22 protein-coding genes are annotated in these 20,806 nt (G+C 60.1%); 11 read left to right on the top strand and 11 right to left on the bottom strand.

Annotated elements, in window-relative coordinates; all coding sequences use genetic code 11:
- Positions 1 to 3: 3 nt before the first annotated feature.
- Entirely contained in the window at positions 4 to 1,215 is a 1,212-nt protein-coding gene (locus AWM79_RS10335) for a pyridoxal phosphate-dependent aminotransferase (RefSeq protein WP_060782768.1), read from the bottom strand.
- A 225-nt stretch (positions 1,216 to 1,440) separates the two neighbouring features.
- Between AWM79_RS10335 and msrB the strand changes: the two genes are divergently transcribed.
- Positions 1,441 to 1,836, top strand: coding sequence for a peptide-methionine (R)-S-oxide reductase MsrB (gene msrB, locus AWM79_RS10340; protein ID WP_017131780.1), 396 nt, complete (start codon positions 1,441 to 1,443; stop codon positions 1,834 to 1,836).
- Between the two features lie 55 nt (positions 1,837 to 1,891).
- The gene (locus AWM79_RS10345) at positions 1,892 to 2,377 is read left to right on the top strand and encodes a glutathione peroxidase (protein WP_017131781.1); all 486 of its coding nucleotides are present in this window, start codon (positions 1,892 to 1,894) and stop codon (positions 2,375 to 2,377) included.
- A 34-nt stretch (positions 2,378 to 2,411) separates the two neighbouring features.
- Here the strand turns inward: AWM79_RS10345 and AWM79_RS10350 are convergent, their stop codons facing one another.
- The gene (locus tag AWM79_RS10350; protein WP_026013154.1) at positions 2,412 to 4,730 is read right to left on the bottom strand and encodes a hybrid sensor histidine kinase/response regulator; all 2,319 of its coding nucleotides are present in this window, start codon (positions 4,728 to 4,730) and stop codon (positions 2,412 to 2,414) included.
- Between the two features lie 177 nt (positions 4,731 to 4,907).
- Here AWM79_RS10350 and AWM79_RS10355 point away from each other — a divergent pair, with 177 nt between their 5' ends.
- Entirely contained in the window at positions 4,908 to 5,798 is an 891-nt protein-coding gene (locus AWM79_RS10355) for an ATP-binding protein (protein WP_060782769.1), read from the top strand.
- Positions 5,795 to 6,274: a GAF domain-containing protein gene (locus AWM79_RS10360; protein WP_017131784.1), complete on the top strand. Its 480-nt coding sequence runs from the start codon at positions 5,795 to 5,797 to the stop codon at positions 6,272 to 6,274. The genes AWM79_RS10355 and AWM79_RS10360 overlap by 4 nt, the downstream gene beginning before the upstream one ends.
- Positions 6,275 to 6,381: 107 nt before the next feature.
- Here AWM79_RS10360 and AWM79_RS10365 read toward each other — a convergent pair whose 3' ends face one another.
- The 7 genes from AWM79_RS10365 to AWM79_RS10395 all read right to left on the bottom strand — a co-directional run bounded on the left by AWM79_RS10365 (position 6,382) and on the right by AWM79_RS10395 (position 14,159).
- On the bottom strand, positions 6,382 to 10,056 hold the full coding sequence (locus AWM79_RS10365; protein WP_026013155.1) for a transporter substrate-binding domain-containing protein: 3,675 nt from the start codon (positions 10,054 to 10,056) through the stop codon (positions 6,382 to 6,384).
- An 8-nt stretch (positions 10,057 to 10,064) separates the two neighbouring features.
- Entirely contained in the window at positions 10,065 to 10,694 is a 630-nt protein-coding gene (locus tag AWM79_RS10370) for a response regulator transcription factor (protein ID WP_017131786.1), read from the bottom strand.
- Positions 10,695 to 11,003: 309 nt separating this feature from the next.
- Positions 11,004 to 11,420 (bottom strand): response regulator, encoded by a 417-nt coding sequence (locus tag AWM79_RS10375; RefSeq protein ID WP_017131787.1) that lies wholly within the window; start codon positions 11,418 to 11,420, stop codon positions 11,004 to 11,006.
- 266 nt (positions 11,421 to 11,686) lie between these two features.
- The gene (locus AWM79_RS10380; protein WP_017131788.1) at positions 11,687 to 13,018 is read right to left on the bottom strand and encodes a deoxyguanosinetriphosphate triphosphohydrolase; all 1,332 of its coding nucleotides are present in this window, start codon (positions 13,016 to 13,018) and stop codon (positions 11,687 to 11,689) included.
- A 108-nt stretch (positions 13,019 to 13,126) separates the two neighbouring features.
- Entirely contained in the window at positions 13,127 to 13,468 is a 342-nt protein-coding gene (locus AWM79_RS10385) for a hypothetical protein (RefSeq protein WP_017131789.1), read from the bottom strand.
- Positions 13,465 to 13,842, bottom strand: a complete 378-nt coding sequence (locus AWM79_RS10390) for a phage holin family protein (protein WP_060782770.1) — start codon at positions 13,840 to 13,842, stop codon at positions 13,465 to 13,467. Before AWM79_RS10390 ends, AWM79_RS10385 begins: the two co-directional genes overlap by 4 nt.
- 2 nt (positions 13,843 to 13,844) lie before the next feature.
- Positions 13,845 to 14,159: an ElaB/YgaM/YqjD family protein gene (locus AWM79_RS10395; RefSeq protein WP_017131791.1), complete on the bottom strand. Its 315-nt coding sequence runs from the start codon at positions 14,157 to 14,159 to the stop codon at positions 13,845 to 13,847.
- Between the two features lie 340 nt (positions 14,160 to 14,499).
- On the opposite strand from AWM79_RS10395, the gene AWM79_RS10400 reads away from it, so the two are divergent.
- From AWM79_RS10400 to AWM79_RS10420, 5 genes are all read left to right on the top strand, one after another.
- Positions 14,500 to 15,708 carry an ammonium transporter gene (locus AWM79_RS10400; RefSeq protein WP_017131792.1) on the top strand — a complete coding sequence of 403 codons (1,209 nt, stop codon included), beginning with the start codon at positions 14,500 to 14,502 and terminating at the stop codon, positions 15,706 to 15,708.
- A 102-nt stretch (positions 15,709 to 15,810) separates the two neighbouring features.
- A complete protein-coding gene (locus tag AWM79_RS10405) occupies positions 15,811 to 16,047 on the top strand; it encodes a glutaredoxin family protein (RefSeq protein ID WP_017131793.1) in 237 nt (78 codons plus the stop codon).
- A gap of 147 nt (positions 16,048 to 16,194) precedes the next feature.
- On the top strand, positions 16,195 to 16,395 hold the full coding sequence (locus tag AWM79_RS10410) for a hypothetical protein (protein WP_017131794.1): 201 nt from the start codon (positions 16,195 to 16,197) through the stop codon (positions 16,393 to 16,395).
- Between the two features lie 151 nt (positions 16,396 to 16,546).
- A complete protein-coding gene (locus AWM79_RS10415) occupies positions 16,547 to 16,879 on the top strand; it encodes a hypothetical protein (protein ID WP_060782771.1) in 333 nt (110 codons plus the stop codon).
- Positions 16,880 to 17,099: 220 nt separating this feature from the next.
- Positions 17,100 to 17,990, top strand: a complete 891-nt coding sequence (locus AWM79_RS10420; protein WP_017131796.1) for a pseudouridine synthase — start codon at positions 17,100 to 17,102, stop codon at positions 17,988 to 17,990.
- Positions 17,991 to 18,058: 68 nt separating this feature from the next.
- Here the strand turns inward: AWM79_RS10420 and AWM79_RS10425 are convergent, their stop codons facing one another.
- Both AWM79_RS10425 and mobA read right to left on the bottom strand, forming a co-directional pair.
- A complete protein-coding gene (locus AWM79_RS10425; protein WP_017131797.1) occupies positions 18,059 to 18,280 on the bottom strand; it encodes a YgdI/YgdR family lipoprotein in 222 nt (73 codons plus the stop codon).
- Between the two features lie 52 nt (positions 18,281 to 18,332).
- Positions 18,333 to 18,944, bottom strand: a complete 612-nt coding sequence (gene mobA, locus AWM79_RS10430; RefSeq protein WP_017131798.1) for a molybdenum cofactor guanylyltransferase MobA — start codon at positions 18,942 to 18,944, stop codon at positions 18,333 to 18,335.
- A 112-nt stretch (positions 18,945 to 19,056) separates the two neighbouring features.
- Here mobA and moaB point away from each other — a divergent pair, with 112 nt between their 5' ends.
- A complete protein-coding gene (gene moaB, locus AWM79_RS10435; protein WP_017131799.1) occupies positions 19,057 to 19,596 on the top strand; it encodes a molybdenum cofactor biosynthesis protein B in 540 nt (179 codons plus the stop codon).
- On the top strand, positions 19,580 to 20,806 hold the full coding sequence (locus tag AWM79_RS10440) for a molybdopterin molybdotransferase MoeA (protein ID WP_060782772.1): 1,227 nt from the start codon (positions 19,580 to 19,582) through the stop codon (positions 20,804 to 20,806). The genes moaB and AWM79_RS10440 overlap by 17 nt, the downstream gene beginning before the upstream one ends.

The raw sequence follows: 20,806 nt of genomic DNA on the forward strand, positions 1-20,806 counted from the left end.
AGATTACTGGCGGTAGGATTTCAGGAAGTTGCCGATGCGCCCGATGGCCTGTTCCAGGTCGTCGACTCGCGGCAGGGTGACGACGCGGAAATGATCCGGCCATGGCCAATTGAACGCGGTGCCTTGGACAATCAGCAACTTTTCCGAGAGCAGCAAGTCCAGCACGAACTTCTCGTCGTTGTGGATCGGGCAGACCTTCGGATCGATCCGTGGGAAGGCGTACAACGCACCCATGGGCTTCACGCAACTGACGCCGGGAATGTCGTTGAGCAGCTCCCAGGTGCGATTGCGCTGCTCCAGCAGGCGACCGGGCGGTAGCACCAGGTCGTTGATGCTCTGATAGCCGCCGAGGGCCGTCTGGATCGCATGCTGGCTCGGCACGTTGGCGCACAAGCGCATGTTGGCCAGCATGTCGATGCCCTCGATATAGCTCTGGGCATTGTGCTTGGGGCCGGAAATCGCCACCCAGCCGGAACGAAAACCCGCGACCCGGTAGGACTTGGACAGACCGTTGAAGGTCAAGCACAGCAGGTCTGGGGCCAGCGAGGCGGTGCAGATATGTACGGCGTCGTCGTAGAGGATCTTGTCGTAGATTTCGTCGGAAAACACCACCAGGTTGTGCTGGCGGGCCAGTTCCAGCATGCCGAGCAGCACATCCTTGGAATACACCGCGCCGGTCGGGTTGTTCGGGTTGATGATCACCAGAGCCTTGGTGTTGGGGGTGATCTTGGCCTTGATGTCGGCCAGGTCAGGCCACCAGTTGGCCTGTTCATCGCACAGGTAGTGGACCGGGTTACCGCCGGAGAGGGTCACGGCGGCGGTCCACAACGGATAGTCCGGTGCTGGAACCAGCACTTCGTCGCCATTGTTGAGCAGCGCCTGCATCGACATCACGATCAGTTCGGAGACGCCGTTGCCCAGGTAAATGTCCTCGATGCCGACACCTTCGACCTGCTTCTGCTGGTAATACTGCATGACCGCCTTGCGGGCACTGAACAGGCCCTTGGAGTCGCTGTAGCCCTGTGCGGTCGGCAGGTTGCGGATCACGTCCTGGAGAATTTCGTCCGGCGCTTCGAAACCAAAGGGCGCCAGGTTGCCGATGTTCAGCTTGAGGATGCGATGGCCTTCCTCCTCCAGGCGTTTGGCGTGCTTGAGCACCGGGCCGCGAATGTCATAACAGACGTTGGCGAGCTTGTTCGATTTGCTGACCTGCATGGCGATGTGATCCCGAAAATGGACGATCCAGACGACTCGCTGAGGCCGCCGTGGCAATACTGCGTTTTCTGTGCGTTACCTGGCCCCGCGCCGCCCCTCGGAAAATCCGATTTGAATGCGCCGGGCGAGGGTGCCAGACTGGCGCTCAACGAGGCGCAATCATACGTGCCACCCGATCCGTCGAAAAGAGACAGATCGGGGTTTTTCAGTCGCAGAGGTGTCACGATGGAGAAGCTTGAGAAAAGCCTGGAAGAGTGGCGTGCCATGCTCGATCCGGAGCAGTACAACGTCTGTCGCCTGAAGGGCACGGAACGACCGTTTTCGGGCAAGTACAATGACACCAAGGTCGACGGTGTCTATCACTGCATTTGCTGCAAGGAACCGTTGTTCGACTCGAAGTCGAAATTCGATTCGGGTTGTGGCTGGCCGAGTTTCTACGAGCCGATCGGCGATAGCGCAATGGTCGAGATTCGTGATATCAGCCACGGCATGATTCGCACCGAGGTGGTTTGTGCCAAGTGCGATGCGCACCTGGGCCACGTGTTCCCGGATGGTCCGCCGCCCACCGGCTTGCGTTACTGTATCAACTCCGTGTGCCTGAACCTGGCACCACGGGACTGAGTCCCGCCACAGGCACCGTTGCCGTAGGGATTTGGCATTCAACGGAGGAACTGACATGGGCGCAAGTCTGCTGAATATCCCGTGTACCACCATCAAGGGCGAGCAAAAGACCCTCGGTGATTTTGCCGCAAAGGTCATGCTGGTGGTCAATACCGCCAGCAAGTGCGGTTTCACCCCCCAATACAGGGGCCTTGAACGGCTCTGGCAGAATTACAAGGATCAGGGCCTGGTGGTCCTCGGTTTTCCCTGCAACCAGTTTGGCCGACAGGAGCCGGGTGACGAGGGCGCGATTTGCGCGTTCTGTGAGCTGAACTACGGCGTCAGCTTCCCGCTGTTCAAAAAGATCGAGGTCAACGGCGACGGCGCGCATCCGCTGTTCGTGCAGTTGAAGAAGGAGGCTCCAGGCCTGCTGGGTTCCCAGCGCATCAAGTGGAACTTCACCAAGTTCCTGATCGATAAGGACGGCGAGCGGGTGAAGCGTTTTGCCCCGCTGACCAAACCCGAGGACTTGACCCGCGAGATTGAAGCCTTGCTCAAATGAATGAGCGATTGCTCGACTCGCCGCGTCTCCTGCATCAAGGCGCCGCAGGTGGGACCCAGAGCTCCAGCAACGCCATCAATTCCTCGCGACGAAAAGGCTTTGCCAGGTAGTCATTCATGCCCGCCGCACGGCAGCGTTCGCGTTCTTCGGGCATGGCGTTGGCGGTCAGGGCGACGATAGGCAACTGCGGCCAGCGTCCGCTGCGACGTATCTGTCTGCTGGCCTCGTAACCGTCCATGACTGGCATGTTGCAGTCCATCAGCACCATGTCGAAGTTCTTCTGCTCCAACTGGTTCAGTGCCTCGCCGCCATGGGCAGCGACGATCACCTCGCAACCCAGCTTGCCGAGCATGCCCTTGGCTACCAGTTGATTGACTGGATTGTCCTCGACCAGCAGGATGCGCCCACGGCGTTGTGACGGGTTGACGTGTGCCGGCACCGCCGGGTCAGTCGGGTCGTCCACCTGCAACGTGTCGCGCAGGATCTGATACAGCGCATTGCGTGCCAGGGGCCGGGCCTGTTGTTGCAACGGGGCCAGGGTGGCGGCCTGTTCGCTGGGCATGAAGTTGCCGTAGGCGGTCACCAGCAGGATCGGTGCGGTGATGGTCGGGCGGAGCCCGAACAGGCATTCGGGGCAATCGGTAATCAACAGGTCGGCCGTCAGTCCGGCGAGGCTCTCATCCATTGCGTAGCGCCGGTAATCCAGGCCCCAGGCCGGCAATTGGTTGCTGAGCAGTTCGCTCAGGCCGCTGGCGGGTGAGCTGACGACGATGATCGTGCCTTTGAGTGGTTTCGGCACCTTGGCCGGTGTATGGCAGGGCAGCGGCAGTTCGGCGCAGAACTGGCTGCCGAAGCCGACCTCGGAGTTGATGGTCAGGCAACCCTTCATCGCTTCGCACAGATTATGGGTCAAGGTCAGCCCGAGCCCGGTGCCACCGTACTGGCGGGTGATACCGGCGCCGGCCTGGGTGAAGGGTTGAAAAATCTTCGCCTGGGCCTCCTGAGCGATACCGATGCCGGTGTCGCAGACTTCGATGCGCACCCCGCTGTCACGGACGCTCAGGCGCACATCGACACGACCGAAACGAGTGAACTTCAGGGCGTTGGACAGCAGGTTACTGACGATTTGCCGCACCCGCGTCGGATCGCCGAGCACCTGGGCCGGAAAGTGCGGGTCGATCAGGCAGGTCAGTTCGACACTCGATGCTGCATTTTGCGAGAGTAAATTGGCAGTGTCTTCAATCAGGGCGCCGAGGTCGAAGGGGATTTTCTCCAACTCCAGTTGTCCGGCGTCGAACTTCGACAGATCGAGGATATCGTTGAGCAGCTCCACCAGGACTTTTCCGGAGTCATGGGCAATCGACAGTTGGTGGCGTTGTTCGGCATTCAGCGAACTGTCGAGGGACAAGGCGATCATGCCGAGCAGGCCGTTCAAGGGGGTACGGATCTCATGGCTCATGTTGGCCAGGAATGCGGAACGGGCCTGCGCCATATTGAGGGCCGTGCTGCGGGCGACTTTCAATTCTTCGTTGGACTGGCTCAGGCGGGCGTTGATCGCCTTGAGCTCGGTGGTGCGGGCCGAGACAATGTTTTCCAGTTGCCCCAGGTAGTCGGTCAGGCGGTTCTCGGCGTTGCGTCGTTGTTGGATTTCGGTGGCCATCGTATCGAACTGTTGATTGGCGACCTTGACCAGAACGCCGATCTCGTCGTTATCATGACCGGGTGGAAACTCCAATCGCGATTGTCTGGCGGTCCCCGGTTGAGCGCTGCTCAGGGCGCGAATGACGCCCACCAGCGGTTTGGTCAGCAGCACGTAGAACAGCCCCAGGAGGATGCCGGTGAGGATCAGGCTGCGAGCAAAGCCGTTGAGCAGGGTGACCTCGGCACGTTTGAGGAAGCGAATGCCAAAGGTGTAGGTGTCGACATCCAGATGTAAGGTGCCGAGGGATTCGTCCGGTAGATGACTGAGAAACAGCCGATCCTCGAATTGCCGGTCGGCACCGAACAGGTAATCGCTGATCATCCGGTAGCTGCCGCTCTGACGGGGGCGCTCGACGCTGGCCAGTACCAATTTGTTGTTATCGATCAACTGCGCCCGCAGTACGGCCGGAGAATGCAACAGGCCCAGGGTCAGCTCCTGGGCCAGTTCGGCATCGATGTTGTAGGCGATTCTGGAGGCCGGGTTGTGGCTGATTTCCAGTAGCGAGAGGATTTCACGATTGATGGACGCGTTTTCGCTGGCATAATCGAGGCCTATTTGTACCAGACTGAGCAGCGTTCCCAGGATAAACCCGACCAGCACAGTCAACCAGGCCTGCTTGTAGGACAAGCGCTGGGTAAATTTTATATCCATGGGGTGATGTACCACGTTCATTTCCCTTCGCCGGGCAAGCATAGCTGATCCTTAGAGGTCGGCGGCATCTGGTGATGAGGCTCCGATATGTTGTCGACGGAGACTATTGCTTGTTTTTTCACGCGCCCGAGGGCGCCAACGCGACATCATGAGTGTGAACTTGTCCGAGGAAAAGTCGTGGATGCTCGATTGAATGCCTTTCTGGAACGCGCCGATGCGTTTCTCTCTCGCCTGGAGCCCTTGTTGCCCGCCACGCGCCAGGTGATCGACTGGGAGCATTGCCTGGTGGCCCGCTGGCAGCGCGAAGGTCGTAGCGGCTACCTGTTGCCGCTGGAGGTCAGCCTGGACATGCGCTTGTCCGACCTGATGGGTATCGACCTGCAACGCGAGCAACTGGCCCGCAATACCCGGCAGTTCATCGACGGCCTGCCGGCCAACCATGCGCTGCTCTGGGGCGCGCGTGGCACTGGCAAATCTTCGTTGGTCCGCGCCTTGCTGGCCGAACATGCCGGCGCCGGCTTGCGCTTGATCGAGATCGAGCGCGATCACCTGGCCGACCTGCCACGCGTGGTGGAGCAATTGATGAAGTCGGCGCAGCGTTTTGTACTGTTTTGCGACGATCTCTCGTTCGAGTCCGGTGAAGGCGACTACCGGGTGCTCAAGAGCGTGCTCGACGGCTCATTGGAGCAGGCACCGGACAATGTGCTGCTGTACGCGACATCGAACCGCCGTCACCTGGTCCCGGAGAAGCAAAGCGACAATGAGCATTGGACGCGGGTCGACGGTGAGCTGCATCCCAGCGAGGCGGTCGAGGATAAGATTGCGCTCTCCGATCGGTTCGGCCTGTGGCTGTCGTTCTACCCGTTTACCCAGGAACACTATCTAAGTGTGGTCGAGCACTGGATCGGCGAACTGGCGCTCAAGGCCGGGCTGAGCTGGCAGCGTGATGAACAACTGGATATCCAGGCGGTACGCTGGGCCACCGGACGGGGCAATCGCAACGGTCGTTGTGCCTATCAGTTTGCGCGTTACTGGGTCGGATTGAAATTATTGGAGCAGACACCATGATCGATTTGCAAAAGGCCGGCACGGGGCTGGAGGGCTACGGCCTGCTCTGTGCGCAATTGGAGTCGTTGCTGGCGCACGAGCGTGATTTCATTGCCAACGCGGCGCAGTTCTCGGCATTCCTGTTCAACCAACTGGATGACTTGAACTGGGCTGGTTTCTACCTCAATCGCGATGGGGAACTGGTGCTCGGACCGTTCCAAGGACAGATCGCCTGTGTGCGGATTCCCTTTGGGCGTGGCGTCTGCGGTACGGCGGCGGCCAGCCTGCAAACCCAGCGGGTCGAGGATGTACATGCATTCGCCGGGCATATCGCCTGTGACAGCGCCTCCAACAGCGAACTGGTGGTGCCGCTGGTCAAGGACGGCAAGCTGATCGGCGTGCTCGATCTCGACAGTCCGCGCCTGGCGCGCTTCACCCCGGAGGACCAGGCGGGCATCGAGCAACTGGTGGCCATTTTCCTGCGCCTGACCGACTGAGCCCGCCCGCACGGGCCTGGCCGGCTCTATCGTTTCGTGGAGCACCCGCAACGGCAACTGTTCGGAGCGGGTTTGCACCGAGTGGTTGGAGGATAACTCGAAGCAGCTCAGAGGACTTTATCGGGCGGGAGAGGATCATCCTGCGTGGGGGAAGGGTCAGTCAGTCGGGTCAGATGCTGTTGTAGGGCCGCTTCCAGATTTGACATGGCCTTGAGGATCGCCTCCCTGGCGTTTTCGATCACGTGCGCCGACACGTTCTGCTCGCAGGCATGCTCCATGTTTTCACATTGCTCGACCAAGGTCTTGGCTTGGATGATTCGAGCCGCACCCTTGATTTTGTGGGCCATATCCATGAACGCACCCAGGCCGGACTGCAGCGCAAGTGCGCTCAGCTCCTCGCGGTCGGTACGGCAACTATTGAGCAGTTCGTCCATCAGCCGTCGCACCAGCAACGGTTTACCGCCGGTCAGGGCGTTCAGACCATCGACGCTGAAAGGCGGATCGAAGGGGAGTGGGCGCAGGTCGGCCAGCTTCTGGCTCAGCTCGGTCAGGCTGATCGGCTTGAACAGGCAATCGTCCATCCCGGCATGCAGGCAACGGGTGCGCTCCTCCGGCTGGGCGTTGGCGGTGAAACCGAGCACCGTGCACCGTGGCAATGCCTGTGCGACCTCATGTTCACGTAAATGGCGGGTCAGCTCATAGCCGTTCATGACGGGCATGTTGCAGTCGACGATGACCAGGTCGAAGTGCCCGTTCTTCCAAGCCTGCAAGCCAGTCGCACCGTTTTGCGCGGTGTTGAATCGATGCCCGAGAAAGCCCAGTTGCTGGCACATCAACAAGCGATTGGCGGGGTGGTCGTCGACCACCAGTACATTCAGCTCATGCAGGGCGGGAGGAATCTGCGGTTTACCCTCGACCACGCCCTGGAGCGGTTCCAGACAGTCGAGCTTGAGTGACACAGTAACCTGAGTGCCGTGGCCGGGCACGCTGGAGAGTGTCAGGGTTCCACCCATCATTTCACAGAGGCTGCGACAGATGACCAGGCCCAGCCCGGCACCGCTGCGGGCCAGATGACCGGAGTTGTCGGCCTGGGCGAACGGCTGGAACAGGCGGGCCTGGTCGGCAGCGGTGATGCCGATGCCGGTGTCCTCGACCCGCAGTTGCACGTCGACCTGTCGCGGGTCCGCACTGGCCTGGATGCTCAAGCCGATGCTGACCTGGCCCTGCTCGGTGAACTTGATTGCGTTGCTGATCAGGTTGGACAGTATCTGTTTGAGGCGCAGTGGATCGACCAGCACGTCGCACGAGCGATCCTGCGTCGGTGCCGGCATCACCAGGCCCAGGCTTTTCTGGCGGGCCAGACCGTCGAACACACGGGCGACCGAGTCCACCAGTTCGTTCAGGTTGACACGTTCCGGGGACAGGCTGAGGCGCCCGGATTCGATACGGGCGATATCGAGAATGTCGCCGATAAGTTCCAGCAGGTCCTTGGCCGAGCTGTAGGCAACCTCGATGGCGGGTCGATCCAAGTGTCCCTGGTCAGCGCGCTTGAGGGTCAGTTCCAGCATGCCGATCACCGCGTTCATCGGGGTGCGGATCTCATGGCTCATGGTGGCTAGGAAAGTGCTCTTAGCCCGGTTGGCGTCATCGGCCTGCTCTTTGGCCGAACGCAGCTCCTCGAACAACTGGCGCCGTTCACTGATATCGATCCAGCCGCCGATGATCCCTTGCACGTCGCCCAGGGAATTGCGGTAAGGCAGTATCCAGTGATAGATGGTCAGTTCCCGTCCGCCAATATGCAGGGTGCGATCGCAGATCAGCGCCGTGCCCTTGTCGATGACCCGCAGGTAGTCGGCCTGGTATTGGTTGGCCTCCTGCTCGTTGCCGAGCGTTCTTGCACCGTCCTGCACGCTTTTGCCAACGACATCTTCCAGCTTCGCCGAGAACGCCTCCAGATAGCTGTCGTTGCAGGTCTGCAGCAGGCCCTGGCGGTCGCGCACGTAGATCGGGTGCGGGGTGCCGTTGACCAGGGCACGCATGAATTCGAACTGGTCGCTCAGTGCGCGCTCCGCCAGTTGGCGTTGGCGGATCTGGCGGCGCATGTAGGCGTTCCACGTCAACGACAGCAGCAACAACACGCTGGCGCCGACGATGATCTGGATGATCAGGTGGTGATAGTTGCGCCAATAGCTGTCGGAAACCGGCGTGTAGCCGCGCCAGCGGCTGTTGACGATGCCCAGTTCGTCAGGCGCGATGCTCAGCAGCGCCTTGTCCAGGATCGAGCCGAGTTCGGTGGCGCCGCGTGCGGTGGCCAGCGAGAAGACCGCCTGCTGGGTGCCGATGGTCGCGCTGATCTGCAGCTTATCTTCGAACACCTGTGAGGCGATCAGGTAATTGGCGATCACCAGTGAGCCGACCGCGCCCTCCGCCTGGCCGAGGGCGAGCAGCTCGACTGCCTTGAGGCTGTCATCCGTCTCCACCAGGCGGATCTGCGCAAAGTTGTTGCGCAGGTAGTCGATCAGCGGACTGCCGCGGGTAATGGTCAGGCGCTTGCCTTGCATCTGGTCCAGGTTGGTGGGGCTGTCCTTGCCTTTGGCCGTGAGCAGAACGAAGGAGTTCTCCATGTAAGGGCGACTGAAATGCAGGAGGTTTTCCCGTGCATTGGTCGGGCTGATGGCGGCGATGACGTCGGCCCTACCGCCACCGATGCGTTTGATCATGTCGTCCAGGCTGCGGGACTTCTGCACTTCGAAACGCAAGCCGGTGCGTAGGCGGATCAGTTCCAGCAGGTCGGCCGTTACCCCGCGAAAGTTGCCATCGGCATCGAAGAAGGTAATGGGCGCCAGGGCCTCGTTGACCACCACCCGCACCGCCGGATTGGCTTTGAGCCACTGTTCCTCGCGAGTGGTCAGTTGCAGCTTGTGGTCGGTCAGCAGGATGTCGCTGCCGGCGCTCCAGCGTTGGGCGATACTCTCGCGCTCGCTGGTGGGAATGGCCTGGAGAATGCCGTTGAGGATGCCCAGCAACAGCGGGTTGTCGCCACGCACGGCAAAGCTGAAACCGTAGGCTTCATGCTTGCCGAAGTTGGCCATTTTCACATTGCGCAGATAACCCTTGTTGATCAGGTAGTGGGTGGAAATGGTATCGCCCAGAAACACATCGGCCTGATCGAAGGCAACTGCGTTGATGGCATTTTGGTAGGAAGGATGGAACTGGATGATTGCGTCGGGATACAGGGTCTGGATTTCATCCAATGGCAGGTAGTGATAAACCATGCTCAGGCGCATGCCGGCCAGGCCGTCGGTCAATGAGCGGGTCTCTCCCTCCCGGGTGACCAATACGGGCTGGTCAACGGCATAGGGGACGGACAGCGAGATGTTTTTGTTGACGGCTTCGAAACCATTGGCGCTGCCGAGCAGATCGATCTGTCCGTCTTCGAGAGCCTCGATGGCCGCTTCCCGGCTGGCAAAGCTCAATACCTTGACGGGCAGCCCCATGGTCTTGGCGAGAATGCCCGCATAGTCCGCCGTGATGCCCTCGTAATCACGCCCGCTGCTCGTCATGTCGAACGGCGGATAGTCCGGAGCGGAGGTGCCCAGCACCAGCATGCGCTGGTCCTGTATCCAGCGGCGCTGGTCCTTGTCGAGCCGTACCTCCAGTTGACCGCTACCCGAACGGCTGAGCAGGGTGAAGTGGGTGACATCGCTGGGTTGTGCAAGCGCTGACAGGCACAGGAGCATTCCCGTGACGATTGCCAGATAATCCTTTAAGCGCGTGGGCATCCGTTTTCTCACACTACCGCGTTGCGTTTAGCCATTTCGATCAGCTCTACCAGGGATTTGGCTTTCAGTTTCTGCATCAGGCGTTTCTTGTAGGTACTGACGGTCTTGTTACTGAGGAACATGCCCTTGGCGATTTCCTTGTTCGTCCGACCTTGAGCGAACAATTGCAAGACCATCAGTTCTCGGTCATTCACCAGTCTGAAAAGTTCCAACTCCGGATTTGTCGATTCATCTTTTCGCCCACCGATCAACGCTTGACTAGGGAAATAATTGTAGCCGGATAATACTGCCTTGACCGCGCTCATTAATTCGCTCAAATCTTCGGTTTTGCAGACATACCCGGCAGCTCCCGATTGCATGCAGCGAATGGCAAAGAGCGAAGGCGACTGCCCGGTCAATACCAGGGTCTTCAGCGACAGATTCATTCCGTCCAGGCGGGCCAGCACTTCCAGGCCATCCAGCTTGGGAATGCTGACATCGAGAATGACCAGATCCGGCATGCATTCGCGAACCATCTGCATTGCATCGACGCCATTGTCCGTTTCGCCAACTATTTCATAACAATCTTCCTGTTCCAACAATATCCGAATGGCAAGGCGGACAACGGGGTGGTCGTCGACGATAAAAACCGAGTTCATAATAAAATCCCATACGAGCTTCGTAGAAAGCGCGCACATTAGCTCAGTTGCACCCCGAGGCGCATGAATAGAGGTGCCTACAGAAGCTGTATAGGAATATTCCTACTTTAATTAGGCTGTTGGCTTACGCTCTTGGCAAATCAAAGGTGGAAATGTACGGCTTTTTAGATTTTTTGGTTATGAGTATTAGTTAAATATTTGTTATTTTTTATAGGTTATTAGGAAGCGTCCTACAAATTGATGGGTTTGTATTTGTAGTATTTATATACTTGGATTGTGTGTCTGGTGCAGTGGCTGAAGTATTTTCCCTCACAATGAATGACTTTTCGCCATCCGCTGTCTTTCAAACGCCAATATGCTTTTCAGGGCCTGGCCATTCAGGGGTTTGGTCAGGCAACCCAACAAGGGAATCTGCCGTGACAAGGCCATCTCGCCGAGCACCTGGAGCTCTTCGAGGCTGAGACTGCTGAGCAGGATCGCTTGCCTGATCTTGCCTCGCTGGTGGGCGGTTTCGATCAATTCAAGTCCCAGTATATCGGGCAGGCATTGGTCGCAGAGCATGAGATCGAAGGGTGCCGGCGAGGTCGCCATGGCCTTCAGTGCTTCGGCGGCGTTTGCGGCGGGAGTGAGAAGGTGGTAGCCGTAGCTGTTGAGCAAGCTCTGTGTCGCGGCCAGTTGAAAGGGATGATCCTCCACCAGCAATACGCGCAGGTTTTGTTTGGACATGCGATTTTCCAGGCGAACTACCTACTTCGAACAAGGCTTCAGGAGCAGGCATGGAACGGGGGGTTGGGCCTGAAGTCGGGCGCTTGTTGAGCGAGGGGTCGGATTGAGTCCGGGTGGCAGACTAAGAGGGAATGGATTATTTCAGCGGGTCGAACATAGGCTCCATCAGGTGATTCCGGGGCAAATGTAGGCTTTCTCTGCGTGGTGCGCGGGGCATCGCGGTTCGATCAGGGACTCGCCTGCTGGTCGCAGGCGGGTTCGTGAGGTCACTGGGGACTTGAGCGGCCGGTCATTTCCCGAGCCATTTCACTGGCGTAGCTGTCGGTCATCCCAGCGATGAAGTCGATCATACGCAGGAACGAGGTGTGCAGGGGCCAGTCAGGATCAGGCGCATTATTGCCGAGCAGATCGAGGATCCGCCGATGCTTGAACGACGGTGTGCGACCGCCGTGCTGTTCCAGCGCGGCGCCGCAGAACGCGTTCAGAAGGATTTCCAGTGTCGTGTAGGCGCCGATCTCGTGGAGCGTCTTGCGCTTGTCCTGGAAGATCTTCCTGCGTGCGATGTCCTTGGCGTTGAGCACGCAGTGCTTGGCCGGTCCATGCATGTGCTCCACCAGATCGACCGGCAGGGTGCCGGCCAGCAAGGCATCTTGCTGTTCGACGAAGGCGCGGGCGGCGGCATTGGTCAGGTGTTCGATGGCCTTGCCGCGCAGCATCGCCAGCTTGCGTCGCCGTGAGCCCTGTGGGCCCAGTTGCCGGTAGGTCTGCGGCAAGTCATCGCCCACCAGCCCGAGCAACAGCGACTCAACTTCCGCATAGCTGAGCAGCTCCATCTCCAGGCCGTCCTCAAGGTCGATCAGGGCGTAGCAGATGTCGTCGGCCGCCTCCATCAGGTAGACCAGCGGATGCCGCGCCCAGCGCTGTTCTTCAAGCTGTGGCAGGCCGAGCTTCAGGGCGATCTGCTCAAGGATCGGCAGCTCGCTCTGGTAGCAGCCGAACTTATGTTTCTTGTAACCCAACGAGTCGGCGTGACGAGCGGTCCAAGGGTACTTGAGGTAGGTGCCGAGGGTCGCGTAGGTCAGGCGGGTGCCGCCGTCGAACTGGTGATATTCCAGTTGGGTCAGCACCCGGAACCCCTGGGCATTGCCTTCGAAATTGAGGAAGTCGGCACGCTCGGCGACGCTCATGTCATCCAGCCAACCACGTCCTGCCGCCTGCTGGAACCAGTGACGGATCGCGTCCTCGCCGGAATGACCGAAGGGCGGGTTGCCGATGTCGTGGGCCAGGCAGGCCGATTGTACGATCATGCCCAGATCGCTCGGCTCGCACCAGTCGGGCAGGGCGTCGCGCAAGGTCTCGCCGACGCGCATGCCAAGGGAGCGGCCGACGCAACTGACTTCCAGCGAGTGGGTCAGGCGGGTGTGGATATGGTCGTTGCTCGACACCGGGTGTACCTGGGTCTTGCGGCCCAGGCGACGAAAGGCGCCGGAGAAGATGATTCGGTCATGATCTTTGTGGAAAGGGCTGCGACCCAGCTCTTGCGGGCTGTGCAGGGGCTTTCCCAGGCGTTCGCGGTTGAGCAGGGTTGGCCAATCCAAGGCACGTTCTCTCCGTCGGGTGATTGAACCGCTAGCTTCCCGGTTAGGTGGCGCGCCTGCAAGCAAAAACTGCCAGGCGCGGCTTTATCGATCGGCCAGGCGCGGCGATCAACGCTTGCCTGACCCACCCTGCAGCACCAGCTTGATCAGCGGGATCAGGCTGGTGCCCAGGCGTATCAGCCGTGACAGGCCATTGAGGCCGCTGCCCTTGGCGCCCTTGCCGCCGAGAAAACCCAGCAACGTGACCACACCGATTCCCCACAAGGGCGCGTGCTTGATGCCGAGATTTTCCTGCCAGTGTTGGCCCATGCCGCGCAGGCGCTGTAGCGGTTGCAGCATCTGCTGGGACTCATGGCGGATTTCCTGACGATGCATTTCCATACGCAGGCGGATCAGCGCCTTGCGCATTTCCCGGCGCGAGCTGTACTTTTTCAGTTCAGGTTCGCTCATGGCAACAGTCGCTCGCGGTCGTTGGCCAGCTCTTCGAGCGTGGCGTTGAAGGGAGAGGATTCATCGAAGATCGCAGCTTTCAGGCGCAGGCCGCAGAATAACGCCGCCAGCGTATAAAAGACGCACAAGCCGATGATGCCGCTCAGGCGATAGGTGTCCCAGACCAGGATCAGTACCAGCACCGACAGGCCGATCAACAGCAGTAACGCGAAGACCAGTGCCAGTCCGGCGAACAGTAACAGGCTGACGGTGCGGGACTTCTGCTCCTGCAGTTCGATGCCGAACAACTCGACATGACTGTGCAGCAGGCCGAGGAAGGCGGCACCCAGGCGTCGCGTGGAGGAGCGGGCGCGGTTCGATTCATCGCTCGCCATGATCAGCGCCGTGTGGCCAGCAGGCCGATCAGAAAGCCGATCCCGGCGGCGATGCCGACGGACTGCCAGGGATTGGCCTGGACGTAGTCCTCAGTCGCTTCCACGGCGGCGTGGCCGCGCTCGCGTAGGGACGCTTCGGTCAATTGCAAGGTCTCTCTGGCCTTTAGCAGGCTGTCGTGAATCTGCGCGCGTAGTTCGTCAGCCTGGTCGCCCGCCAGGGTCGCCGTGTGTTCAAGCAGGCGTTCCGTGTCGCCGATCAGCGTGTGAAAATCCGCCATCAATATTTCCTGAGCAGTCTTTGCCGTTTTGCTGGCCATGGTGTTGATCTCCTTAAGAGGCGTTGTGGACGACGTGTGACAGATTCGAGTGCGGGCCTTGTGCGAAGGTTCACTCTGATTGGCTGGTACGGGTTTTGCTGCGTGCGGGTGTGTGGTTGTCGGTGCGTGCGCCGTGTCTGGGCGTCGATGGGCGCAACTGCGCGAAAACCTTACCTTAAATAGTTCAAACACGCGGAAAAAACCAAAGCGCTCGTTGACCCTGTTCTTCGCCCTGCGCCAAAGCGGTTCGCCGCCAGTCGCCGGTTGCGCCACTAAGGTGCGAAAAATAGGCGCTGTGAACAATTTTGGTGCTTTCCCTGACTTCAGGTCTGCCGTCTCCATGGAAAATTTGCAAAGCGCTGTGGACAGTCTGGTCCATGGTTCCAATACCCTGTTTATCCTGCTTGGCGCGGTGATGGTTCTGGCCATGCACGCCGGCTTCGCCTTCCTCGAAGTCGGCACCGTGCGCCAGAAAAACCAGGTAAACGCGTTGTCGAAGATCCTCAGTGATTTCGCGGTCTCGACCTTGGCCTATTTCTTCATAGGTTACTGGATTTCCTATGGAGTGAGCTTCTTGCACCCGGCAGCGCAGATCAGCGGCGATCATGGCTACGGGCTGGTGAAGTTCTTTTTCCTGCTGACATTCGCCGCGGCCATTCCGGCGATCATCTCCGGCGGGATCGCCGAGCGCGCAAGGTTTGCCCCGCAATTGTGCGCCACGGCGCTGATCGTGGCGTTCGTCTACCCGTTTTTCGAGGGCGTTGTCTGGAATGGCAATTTCGGCCTGCAGGCCTGGTTGCTGGCACACTTGGGAGCGAGCTTCCATGATTTTGCCGGTTCGGTGGTGGTGCACGCCATGGGCGGTTGGCTGGCGCTGGCGGCGGTCCTGCTGCTAGGGCCACGTCAGGGCCGTTATCGTGAGGGTCGTCTGGTGGCGTTCGCGCCTTCGAGCATTCCGTTTCTGGCCCTGGGTTCGTGGATTTTGATCGTCGGCTGGTTCGGTTTCAACGTGATGAGCGCACAGACCCTGCAGGGCGTCAGCGGCCTGGTGGCGGTCAACTCATTGATGGCGATGGTCGGCGGCACGGTAGCGGCGTTGATCATCGGCCGCAACGATCCGGGCTTTCTGCACAACGGGCCGTTGGCCGGGCTGGTGGCGATTTGTGCCGGTTCCGACCTGATGCATCCGATCGGTGCGCTGGTGACCGGCTCGGTGGCGGGCGGATTGTTTGTCTGGTGCTTTATTGCCGCTCAGAGCCAGTGGAAGATCGACGATGTCCTGGGTGTCTGGCCGTTGCACGGTCTGTGCGGGGTGTGGGGTGGCGTGGCTTGTGGGATCTTCGGCCAGCAGGCGCTGGGTGGGCTGGGCGGCGTCAGCCTGGCCAGCCAGTTGATCGGTACGGCGTTGGGCGTGGTGGTCGCATTGATCGGCGGTTTTGCCGTGTATGGGGGGATCAAGGTGCTGCACGGCCTGCGCCTGAGTCAGGAAGAAGAGTATTACGGTGCCGACCTGTCGATACATAAGATTGGGGCGGTCAGTCAGGATTGATTCGGCGCTCCACCCTGTGCGCTTCACGCCTTGAGTCCCCGGCTCGACTGCCCCGCACAGGGAGCCTAAAATGAGTCTTCATCTTGTCTCGAGCCTTTTGCCATGCTTCCTGACTGCCAGTTGTTCGGCACCCTGGGTTGCCATCTATGTGAAGCCGCCGAAGCTGTGTTGATACCGTTGGTCGAACACGGCCTGATGGTCGAATTGATAGACATCGCCGACAGCGAAGTGCTGTTCGAGACTTATAGCCTGCGGATTCCGGTGTTGCGGCGGGCAGACACCGGCGCAGAGCTGGGTTGGCCTTTCGACGTCGAGCAGGTCGTGGCCTTTGTACGCTGAATCCTTCCTCTACATCCTCGCTGTCAACGCTGTCCCGGTCCTTCTGTTTCATCAGATTGCCTGAGCTTGCACCCGCAAAACGCCTGTGCTTACGTCGCCTCATGACGTTTTGATGCAGCGCGCTCAGTGGTGCAGGGAGGAAGTGAAATGAAAGGGAGGCAAGTGTTTCTGGTCAACCAATTGGGCGGACGCAAATTTCTCGCGACATTGGTGGTAGGTGTAAGCACCGCGACCTTGACATGGTATGGAAAGATTGATGGCGCAACCTATGCCATGGTGATCCTCGGTACGGTGGGTTCGTTCATCGGCGGCAACGTCTATGGAAAGGTCCATCCCAGGGAATCATGACACGCGGTGTGTGGCCGGTAATCCGTTGGCGGATTACAAAAAATTAAGTTACTGTATATTCATACAGTTTTCGTCTCGACGTTGGGACAGGATGTCCACCATGACATGCGCACCCAGGGACGAAACCAGGAAAGATCAAGAGGGTAAAAGCATGGTCAATGTCGAACAGTTGAAAGCCAGCGTGAACCGCATGTCCGCGGACGTCGTCCGCGAAGCGGTGCTGGAGTTGCGCCTGGATGGGCTGGTGACGGAAGGCAAGACGCCGTTCAACAAGCTGCATTTTAACACCTGCTTCGCGGAAATCGAGGCGCTATTCCAGCGGGCGGGCTATCACCGCCAATTGGATGTGGTGGGTTACCAGGGATTGCTTTATGCGCTCTACGATCCGGGGCGCTGGGAGGCAGTGGATGTGTTGCGCTGGCTGAAGGACTACACCGAGGCGGCCGGTTCGACGCTGTTGAGGAATCAACTGGCTGCGGTTTGAGGCCTAGTGGCCTGTGGGGTGAGTTCTATGAGTCAATGTCGGCGTCACCGGCCTCTGACCGGCGTTGCTGTTCCTCGCCATAGCGCCTTGGCCATGGATTTGTGGCATCCGAGCTTGAGCCAACGAACTAACCGTACAGGCCACTAGCGGCACGATTGATTGACGGGGCACCTGGGTCTTGCCGGATAATGCCTGTCTAGCCAACCGTTCGAGCCCCGTCATGTCCGCTTCGCCTTTCAACGCCGCCGAAAACCAGGCCAGCACCTTGTACCTGCCTCCAGGTGCCTGGCCCACGGTGCTGGAGTGCTTGTGCGAGCACTTTCAGGCCATCGGTCGCGAGCAATGGCTCGACCGGATTGCCCGGGGCCGAGTGCTCGACGCCCAGGGCCGGCCGATCACGGCACAGTTGGCCTATCGCGAAGGCCTGAAGATTCATTATTTTCGCGAAGTGCCGAACGAGACGCCGATTCCGGTCACGGAGACGATTCTCTATGCCGACGAGCACCTGGTATTAGCCGACAAACCGCATTTCCTGCCTGTGACCCCAGCTGGCGAGTATGTCGAGCAAACCTTGCTGCGCCGGCTGATCCACCGGTTGGACAACCCCAACCTGGTACCGTTGCACCGGATCGATCGGCATACCGCCGGGCTGGTGCTGTTTTCAGCCAATCCCCAGAGCCGTTCGGCTTATCAGTCGTTGTTTCCGACCCGGCAAATCGAGAAACGCTACGAGGCGATTGCCCGCCCCTTGCCCGAATTGTCCTTTCCGTGGACTCACCAGAGTCGCCTGGTAGAGGGCGAGCCGTTCTTTCGCATGCGTGAAGGCGAAGGTGCCAGCAATACCGAGACGGCCATCGAGGTGATCGAGAAGGGGGCCGGACTCTGGCGGTATGCCCTGTATCCGGTGACGGGGAAGAAGCATCAGTTGCGGGTACACATGGCTGCCCTGGGGGCTGGGATTTGCAACGACCCGTTTTATCCACGGGTGCTCAAGGAGGCGAAGGATGATTACGCCAATCCGCTCAAGCTATTGGCCCAGGGATTGCGTTTCGTCGACCCGATCAGTGGGCAGACGCGCTGTTTCGAGAGCGAAATCACCCTACGCTGGTGAACCGGGTTCAGTCCGGCATAAAGCCTGCACATGCGCACAAGGCGGGCTTTGCCGGGGCGCGCGAAGGGTTACAGCTCTTTGACGGTACGCACCTGATCCTTGTTGATGCGGGTATTCTTGCCGTCCAACTGCTGGAACTCGTAGAAGCCGGATTCGGAATCATACTTCGGAGTGTCCACGGCCTGGATTTCACGCCCGTCGTTCAGGGTGATCACGGTCGGCGATGAACAGCCGGCGAGGGCTGCCAGGCCCATGGTCAGCATGAGGGCGGCGAGGGGCCGGTGAGTCATGGTGCTTCTCCAGAAAAAATTCGGATTGATTAGTATTAAGACGACAGTATTTTCAGCAAGTTCCTCGCCTGTGTCCATCCGGCGGGTTATCGCCATGCTCAAGCAGTTGCGCAGTATTGAGATTGGCCAGCCTGGGATCGTTCGCCGGGCACTGTAGGGCCAGGGCCTGCAGGGGCAACATGACCTTGCGCGGACTGCGTTCGCCGCTCGCCCAGGCTCGCTCGAAAGCCCCTGCCAGTGCCACGGGAATCACACACAGCAGCGGCTCCCAGTGTTCGCCCTGGCGCACCATCAGGGGCTGTTCCGGGTGCTGGCCAGCCGCGTCGATCATGGCCTGGAGCAGGTTGCGATCGACCCGTGGCACATCACAGGGCAGTACCAACAGGTGTGAGTGGCGCGCCACCGCCAGTGCGGCGCGAATTCCTGCCAGCGGGCCAGGGAAGTCGTCGCTGTCGTCCGCTACCAGGCGGTCGGCGTAGATCGCGTAGCGTTGCGAATTTCGATTGCAGGAAATGACCAGGTCGTCGGTCAGCGTCCGCGCGGTGGCATGCAGATGGGCGATCAGCGGCCGGCCCCGCCACTCCAACAGGCCCTTGTCCTGGCCGCCCATGCGCTGGCCACGGCCACCGGCCAGGACCACAATGGAAACCTTGATCAACGACATGGCGAGCCTCGACGGGGCAGGACTCTGTTACGGCGTTCATGACGGCATTTATGAAAGGCAGCGCTGTGATATAACACCGGCATGTTTCTCCTATAACAACTGGACCAGGCCTATGAAAACCAAGGCTGATACGCCCTTTGTGCCGCTGAATATCGCGGTCTTGACTGTCAGTGATACCCGTACCTTTGAAACCGACACTTCCGGGCAGGTCTTCGTCGATCGCCTGACCGCCGCCGGTCATCGCCTCGCGGAGCGGGTGCTGCTCAAGGATGATCTGTACCGGATCCGCGCGCAAGTGGCCACCTGGATCGCCGAGGATGTGGTCCAGGTCGTGTTGATTACCGGTGGCACCGGCTTCACCGGTCGTGACAGCACCCCGGAAGCGGTTGCGTGCCTGTTGGACAAGCAGGTGGACGGCTTCGGCGAGCTGTTCCGGCAGATTTCCGTGGCCGATATTGGCACCTCCACCGTGCAGTCCCGTGCTCTGGCCGGGTTGGCCAACGGAACCTTGGTCTGCTGCCTGCCGGGCTCGACCAATGCGGTGCGTACCGGCTGGGACGGGATCCTCGCCGAGCAACTGGACTCTCGCCAGCGTCCGTGCAATTTCGTTCCTCACCTGAAACAGGCGCCACCTTGTGAATCCCGTGGGTAAGCCGGGCAAGACCGGCGCCCTGATTCCGGTCGAGATCGCCCTGGCCCGATTGTTGGAACTGGCCGAGGCGGCGCCGATTCGTGAAGCCGAGCGCTTGCCGCTGGCGGAGACCGAGGGCCGGGTGTTGGCCGAAGATCTGGTCTCCAGTCTCGACCTGCCGCCGTGGCCCAACAGCGCCATGGACGGTTATGCCTTGCGCCTGGCCGACTGGCACGGTGAACCATTGCCGGTCAGCCAGCGGATTTTCGCTGGACACGCGCCAGCGCCGTTGTTATCCGGCACCTGCGCACGGATCTTTACCGGGGCGCCGCTACCGGTAGGCGCCGACTGCGTTGAAATGCAGGAGAACGTCGATGTCCAAGCCGATCAACGGGTACGTTTCAACGAGCCGCTGGTGCTGCAACAGAACATCCGCCCCCAGGGGCAGGAAACCACGGTTGGCGAACAGGTACTATCGGCGGGCACCCGCATAGGGCCGATCGAACAGGGCCTGGCGGCGTCCTTGGGTTGTGCCGAACTGTCGGTGATTCGTCGGGTCCGGGTCGCCGTTCTGTCGACTGGCGATGAGTTGATCGAGCCAGGTCGGGCGCTGGGACCGGGGCATATCTACAACAGCAATCGCGTACTGCTGTGCAGCTGGCTCAAACGCCTGGGCTGCGCAGTGGTGGATGCCGGCATCCTACCGGATGACCTGCCGACCACCCGCCAGCGCCTGACGGAGCTGGGGGATGTTGACCTGATTCTTTCCACCGGCGGCGTGTCGGTCGGTGAAGCCGATTGCCTCGGCATCGCCCTGCGTGAAGAAGGTGAATTGGACCTCTGGAAGCTGGCGATCAAGCCTGGAAAACCCCTGACCTTCGGGCACTTTCGTGGCGTGCCGGTGATTGGCCTGCCGGGCAATCCTGCATCGACGTTGGTGACTTTTGCACTGTTGGCTCGGCCTTATCTGCTGCGGCGCCTGGGCGTACAGGAGGTCCGGCCTTTGCAGTTCAAGGTCCCGGCCGGGTTTTCCTGGCCGAAGCCGGGCAACCGCCGGGAATACTTGCGCGGGCGCCTGGAAAACGCCAGGGCGGTCATCTATCGCAACCAGAGTTCCGGCGTGCTACGCAGCGCGGCGTGGGCCGAAGGGTTGGTGGAAGTGCTGGAAGGTACCACGCTGGTGGAAGGCGATTGGGTCAACTTCATTCCCCTGAGTGAAGTACTGGGCTGA

The sequence above is a fragment of the Pseudomonas agarici genome, assembly GCF_001543125.1.
GTDB classification, from domain to species: domain Bacteria; phylum Pseudomonadota; class Gammaproteobacteria; order Pseudomonadales; family Pseudomonadaceae; genus Aquipseudomonas; species Aquipseudomonas agarici.